Consider the following 6,795-nt stretch of genomic DNA (forward strand, 5'->3'; position numbering starts at 1 on the left):
GTCCGGCGCTTGAAACTTATATTACCGTTTTGTGTCGAAGGGCCGGCGATGAGGCTGCTGCATGGCAAGCCGGGAACCCGTGGTGGCGTGTTCCGCGCCTTTCCTCTTCTGCAGCAGCGCCTCTTCGCTGAACGGAAATCCAAAGCGATCGCGCCGGCTCACGCCCTGGCCCGGGATATGCCCGCCTCATCGAGCAGCAGCGCTGAAGGTTTCCAGTGCGGGCCGATCTCGGCGTGGTAGCGGATGACGTCGCGCGCCACCTGCGCAAGTCCGGTTTCGCGGGCAAAGCACATCGGGCCGCCGCGCGTGCGGGGAAAGCCATAGCCGTTGACGAAGATGACATCGAGATCGCTGACACGCTGGGCGATGCCTTCCTCGACGATCTGGTAGCCGGTATTGACCAACTGCCACATGCATCGGCGCAGGATTTCGTCATCGCTCACCGCGCGCCGTGTTATCCCCTTTTCCCTTGAGACCGCCTTGATCAGGGCCTCGACCTCCGGGTCGGGCGTTCCGCGCCGCGCGCCTTCCTCGTAAAGGTACCACCCCTTGCCGGTCTTCTGCCCGAGCCGGCCTCTCTCAAAGAGACGGTCGGCGGTGGTAAAGGGGTAGGGGGTCTGGGCACCGCGGGCCTGGCGGATATGATAGCCGATATCGAGGCCGGCAAGATCCATCACCGCCAACGGCCCCATGGCCAGCCCCCAGCGGGTCATGACCGCATCGACCTGCCAGGGCAGCGCGCCCTCCTCGATCAGGATCTGCGCCTCGCGGTTGAAGTTGATGAACATGCGATTGCCGGCAAAGCCGTCGCAAACACCAACCAGAACGCTGTGTTTTCCAAGTTTCCGGCCGATCTCCATCGCTGTCGCGACCACGTCCGGCGCGGTTTTTGCCGCCCGCACGACCTCCAGGAGCTTCATGATGTGAGCCGGGCTGAAGAAATGCAGGCCGATGACATCCTGCGGCCGCTTGGTCGCGGCCGCTATGTGGTCGACATCCAGCGTGGAGGTATTGGTGGCAAGGATTGCGCCCTTCTTGCAGATCCTGTCGAGCGCGGCAAAGACGGCGCATTTCACCTGCATGGATTCGAATACGGCCTCGATGGCGAGATCGACGGAGGCAAGGCTTTCGAGCGCGATTGTGCCCGTAATCAGCGCCATCCGCACGGTTACCTCAGCATCGGAAATCCGGCCCTTGTCGCGTGATGCCTCATAGGACTTGCGGATGGCGGCAAGGCCCGCATCCAGCCGGTCCTCGGCTTCTTCCACGAGGGTGACCGGCAGGCCGGCATCGGCGAAACACATGGCGATGCTGCGGCCCATCGTGCCGGCGCCGATGACGCCGACGGATGCGACGGTCCGCTGCGGCGTATCCTTTGGCAGGTCGGCAATCTTGCGCGCCTCGCGTTCGGCGAAGAACAGATGCCGCATGGCGCGCGCTTCCGGCGTGGCGTTGAGGATCTGGAATGTGTCGCGCTCCCAAGCGAGCGCTTCGTCGATGGGCGTGTCATAGGCCTTGCGCACGGCTTCGAGCGCGGTCTTTTCCGCCGGCGCGCCCCGGCTGCGGCGCAGATGCCCTTCGGCAACCGCGTCAAGTTCATCCGGTGAGCCGGTCATCGCCATGTCGCGAACCCGGCGGCGCGGCAGGCCTTCGGCCACGGCCTTTTCGAGGCGGGTCAGCGCGTCAGCCTCATTTTCGAAAACGGTTTCGGCGACACCGAGCGCCACGGCTTCGTCGGCCGTGATCGTCCTGCCGGTGAGAATAAGCTCCAGCGCCTTCGGCCCGCCGGTAAGCCGCGGCAGCTTCTGCGTGCCGCCGGCGCCTGGAATATTTCCGAGCTTGATTTCCGGGAAGGAGAACTTCGCGGCCGGCAAGGCATAGATATAGTCGCAGCCGAGCGCCAGTTCGAAGCCGCCGCCGAAGGCGACGCCGTTGACGACCGCGACGACCGGCTTTTCGCCTTCCTCCAGCATGGTGATCAGTTCGGTCAGATAGGGATGTTTGCGGCCGGTGTTGAACTCGTTGATGTCGGCGCCGCCGGAAAAGACGCGGCCCGATGCGGTGAGCACGGTGACGGCGATGTCCGGATCGCCCTCGAAAGCACGATGGGCCCCGGCGATCTGGCTGCGCAGTGCATGTCCGAGCGCGTTGACCGGCGGGCGGTGCATGCGGATGATGCCGAGCGCGCCGCGTTTTTCCTGTTCGATCAGGGTGTTGGTCATGTCCGTTCTCCGCGTCAAAGGGTTGCCTCGGTTCCGAAAATCGCCGTCGCCTGATGCGACAGCGTGATCCCGTTGCCGTGGCAAAGCGCCGTTTCGGCATCGGCGATCTGCCGTTCGCTGGCCGTGCCGCGCAACTGCCGCGTGGCCTCGATCAGCGTGAACACGCCGTACATGCCGGGATGGCAGAAGGAGAGCCCGCCGCCATTTGTGTTGACCGGCAGTTCGCCGCCGGGGGCTATGCGCCCGCCGGATACGAAGGCGCCGCCTTCACCCTTGGGGCAGAAGCCGAGGTCTTCCAGGAACAGGATGACGTTGATGGTGAAGGCGTCGTAGAGCTGGAGAACGTTCATGTCCTTCGGCTTAAGCCCGGCCATGGCGAAGGCGCGTTGTCCGGAATCATGTGCTGCCGTCATTGTCAGGTCCGGCATTTCGGAAACGGCCCTGTTATAGGAGGCGATGCCGCCGCCGAGGAAATAGGCCGGCTTGTTGGGCAGGTCGCGGGCCCGGTCCGGGCGGGTCATCACCACGGCGCCGGCGCCGTCGGTAAGGAGGCAGCAGTCGCGCAGGCTGAGCGGCTCCATCACCATGCGCGACGACAGCACGTCATCGACCGTCAGCGGATCGCGCTCGAAGGCCTCGGGGTTCATCCGCGCCCAGGCGCGCGCGGCGACGGCCACTTCGGCAAGTTGCGCGCGCGTGGTGCCGAAGCGCGCCATATGGGTGGCCGCCGCCATGGCATAGGCCGTCATCGGATAGCGCGGTCTGTGGGGGATTTCATAGGTCGGCTGCTCGGCGGCCGGCGTCATGCGGCCGGCATCCGAACGTAAGGTCGCGCCGTAGCAGATAAGCGCAACGTCGCACAATCCGGCCTCAAGCGCCATGGTGGCCGACAGGGCATGGGCAACGAAGCTGGAGCCGCCGGTATTGGTGCCGTCGATCCAGCGGGGTTTCAGCCCCAGATATTCGATCGTCGAGATTGCCGGAAAGGTGTGGCTCATATTGGCCGTGAACAGGCCGTCGACATCGGACAGTTTCAGCCCGGAATCTTCAAGCGCCTCGTGAACCGCAAGCGCCTGGATATCCATGGCGTTGAAACCGGGTGCTTCGCCCAGTCCGGCCGTTCCGACGCCGACAATGGCGGCTTTGCCGCGTAAGCGCGTGGTCATGCGTTTGCCTCCCCGGCGGGGTCGAAAACGACGACATGGGCACCGGCTTCGCCTTCGATCCGCGCCTTCACCCGCATGCCGATCACGATGTCGTCGGGATCCGTGTCGGGAAGGCGGCTCATCATGCGCGGCCCATCGTCAAGATCCACAAGGACGAGCGCATGGCGAGTGGGTCCGGTATCGCCGGGCTTCGGGCGGCCGTAGAGGACCGTTCGGGAGTAGACGGTTCCAAGCCCCGACGCGGGATGCCAGGCCAGCCTGAGCGAACCGCAATGGGGGCAGAGGATGCGGGGCATGAAGATCGCCGTGTCGCAGTCCTCGCATGTCTGCAGCCAGAGCCGGCCATTGGAGACATGGGCCTGAAATTCAAGATCCGGCCCTGAAGCCGGCAACTGAGCCGTCATCGCTTTTCCTCCCTGAAAGTGCGCCTGCCGCGATACGCTTTCATTATCTTTCGACAATATAATTGTCTGCAATGCAGACATATGTTTTAAATTATCGTTACCAAGCTTTGCCTCTTCTGGCAAGACGGAGCGCGCCCGGCGGCTTGCATGCGCGTGGGTTCGGGCCTAGAGCCTCCCGGGTTATGGAGAAAAGGAGCGGGAATGAACGGGTTCGGAACCGAAGACGAGAATGTCGGCGATCGCCATTTCGTGACGTCGCTGCAACGCGGCCTGCGCGTCATCGCGGCCTATCGTCCGGATGATCGCGCGCTCACCAATCAGGCGCTTGCCGAGCGGACCGGCCTGCCGCGCTCCACGGTCGCCCGGTTTACGCATACGCTGCACAGGCTGGGCTATCTCGTCCATCATGCGCGCTCCTCCGGCTACAGCCTGGCGCCGCGCGTTATCGAGCTCAGCCGGGCCGCGCTGGTCAGCACCGGCATCAACGAACTGGCGCGGCCGTCGATGGAGGCGCTTTCCGAGCTTGGGCCCTTCTCTGTTGCCCTTGGCGTGGCGAGCGATGGCGGCATTCGCTATCTCGATCTGGCCCGGCGGCCAGAGGCGATCGTGCTCAATCTGGATGTCGGCGCCCTGGTGCCGGTGCTGCAGACCGCAATCGGAAGGGCCTATCTTTCCGCGCTGTCCGAGCCGCGCCGCGCGGCGATGCTACGGCAGTTAAAGGCGGCCGACCCTGCGCTTTATGATGCGAAGGCGCCGCTTCTGGCTACCGAGGTGGAACGGTATCGATCCGAGGGCTATGTGACCTCGTTCGGCTGCTGGTGGCCGGAGCTGAATGCGGCTGCCACGACGATCCGTTTTGCCGAGGATGGCGATCCGCTTCTCCTATCGATTTCCGGGCTTTCATCCGCGCTCACGCCCGAGAAGGTGGGTGCCGATTACGCTGCGGCACTGATGAATTCGGCGCGCGTCATCGAGGGGCGCTTGCGGCGGCGTTATTCCGAGTAGATATTTATGATTGTCTGCATTGCAGACATATGTTTCAAAAATATGTTGACCCTTGGAAGCGTTTCGGGAATAGTCCGGCCGGGCAGACCAAGGGAGGAATGGTATGTTTAACAATGCTGCGTCCGGTTCGGAGGCCGGTCAGGAGGCCGCGGCAGGCGAGGGCATCTTCGCTCAGCTCTCGGGGCTGATGAACCCGAAAAGCGTCGCCGTTGTCGGCGCGAGCAACAGGAGTGACGGCTGGAGCGGCATGGCGGTCCCGGTGTTGCGCCGGCTCGGCTTTGCGGGGCGCATCTTCCCGGTCAATCCCAAATATGACGCGCTGAACGATCTGCCCTGCTATCCGTCCGTCTCGGCCATCCCCGAGCCTGTCGATGCCGTCCTCATCTTCGTGCCGCAGAAGCTGCTGCCGGCCATTCTGGAGGATTGCGGCAGGAAGGGCGTGCGCGGCGCCGTCATTCTCGCATCGGGCTTTTCGGAGACCGGTGAGGAGGGGCGCGCCATGGAAGAGACGCTACGCGAGATCGCCAACCGCAACCGTATCGCCATCTGCGGGCCGAACTGCCTTGGCCTTGCCAATCTCGAAAGCGGCTTCATGGGGCTGACGGCGGCGACCTTTCCCGAGGATATGTCAGCCGGCCGCACCGCGCTGATTTCCCAGAGCGGCCAGCTTTTGATGGTGCTTCTGGCGCGCGCCCATGACCAGGGCGTGCGCATGCGCTATCTCGTCTCCACCGGCAATGAGCTCAATGTCGAGGCGGCGGACTATGCGAGCTGGGCGCTCGATGATCCGGAAATTGCCTCGGTCTGCATGACTCTCGAAGGATTGCGTACGCCGTCGCGCTTCCTGGCGCTGGCGGAAAAGGCGCAAGCCGTCGAAAAGCCGCTGATCGTGCTGAAGCTTGGCCGCAGCAAACGCGCCGCGCGCACGGCGCTTGCCCATACCGGCAAGATGGCCGGCGCGTTTCGCACCTATGAGGCCGTGTTCCGGCAAAACAACGTGGTCTCGGTCGATGACCCGATGGAGCTGGCGGAGGCGGCGGCGCTCTTCGAAAAATGCCCGCCGCCGCGCGGCGAGCGCATTGCCGTGGTGACCTTTTCCGGCGGCTGGAGCGGCGTCATGGCGGATCAGTGCGAGGCGCTGGACCTGCCGATGGCGGATTTTACCGAAAAGACCGTCGACGGCCTGCGCCCGCTTCTCGATTTCACCCCGCCGGTCAATCCGCTTGATCTGTCGGGCAATGTCAACAATCATCCCGAACGCTGGGGCCAGAGCCTGAAGATCGCCTTGGATGACGAGAACACCGACATTTTCGTCGTCTTCATCCATCAGGTGCGCGAAAGCTGGCGCGGCCGGTTGATCGGCCCGGTGCTGGAACTGAGCGAGACGGCGGAGAAGCCGATCATCGTCGTCTATGACGGCGGCAAGGTGGTGGAAGCGGGCTACGAACAGCTTGCCCGCGACGGACGCCTGCCGATCTATCGCGGCAGCCAGCAGATGCTGAAGGCGCTGAAACGCTTCACCGATTATCACAAGCGGGCGAAGCGCCCGGCAGATGATGGCATGGGACCGCAAATTCCAGCAGAAGCGGGCGCGCGCGTCGACGCCTTGCTTGCCGGCGGCGGGCGGACGATGGCCGAGGATGTCGCCAAGCAGGCGCTTCTTGCCTACGGCCTGCCGATGGTCGGCGACACCCTGGTGGGGAGCGAGGCGGAAGCGCTGCGCGCTGCCGAGGCGATCGGCTATCCGGTCGTGCTCAAGGGGCTGGCCGACGGCATGGAACACAAGAGCGATGCCGGGCTGGTGCACCTGAAGCTTGGCGATGGTGATGCCGTGCGCCGTGCCTATGCCGATCTTGCCGAAAAGCTTGCCGGCCGCACGCTGAACGGCAAGCCGGCGCCCTGTCTGGTGCAGAAAATGGTCGGCGGCGGCGTCGAGGTTATTCTCGGCATGCAGAACGATCCTGATTTCGGTCCGATGATCCTTGTCGGCGTCGGCGG

General features: G+C 64.2%; 5 protein-coding genes. 2 read left to right on the forward strand and 3 right to left on the reverse strand.

Annotation, left to right across the window (positions count from 1 at the left end):
- Positions 1-158: 158 nt before the first annotated feature.
- From AC5DC2_RS02915 to AC5DC2_RS02925, 3 genes are read right to left on the reverse strand one after another with little or no spacing between them, the layout of a single operon-like run.
- Positions 159-2,222, reverse strand: a complete 2,064-nt coding sequence (locus tag AC5DC2_RS02915; RefSeq protein WP_491697418.1) for a 3-hydroxyacyl-CoA dehydrogenase NAD-binding domain-containing protein — start codon at positions 2,220-2,222, stop codon at positions 159-161.
- Between the two features lie 14 nt (positions 2,223-2,236).
- On the reverse strand, positions 2,237-3,388 hold the full coding sequence (locus AC5DC2_RS02920) for an acetyl-CoA acetyltransferase (protein WP_491697419.1): 1,152 nt from the start codon (positions 3,386-3,388) through the stop codon (positions 2,237-2,239).
- Complete coding sequence (locus tag AC5DC2_RS02925) at positions 3,385-3,792, reverse strand: Zn-ribbon domain-containing OB-fold protein (RefSeq protein WP_491697420.1); 408 nt, start codon at positions 3,790-3,792, stop codon at positions 3,385-3,387. Before AC5DC2_RS02925 ends, AC5DC2_RS02920 begins: the two co-directional genes overlap by 4 nt.
- A 201-nt stretch (positions 3,793-3,993) precedes the next feature.
- Between AC5DC2_RS02925 and AC5DC2_RS02930 the strand changes: the two genes are divergently transcribed.
- Both AC5DC2_RS02930 and AC5DC2_RS02935 read left to right on the forward strand, forming a co-directional pair.
- A complete protein-coding gene (locus AC5DC2_RS02930; protein ID WP_491697421.1) occupies positions 3,994-4,797 on the forward strand; it encodes an IclR family transcriptional regulator in 804 nt (267 codons plus the stop codon).
- A gap of 103 nt (positions 4,798-4,900) precedes the next feature.
- Positions 4,901-6,795, forward strand: a 1,895-nt coding sequence (locus AC5DC2_RS02935) for an acetate--CoA ligase family protein (RefSeq protein ID WP_491697422.1), incomplete at its 3' end; no start/stop codon positions are given.

The organism is Martelella sp., assembly GCF_984369615.1.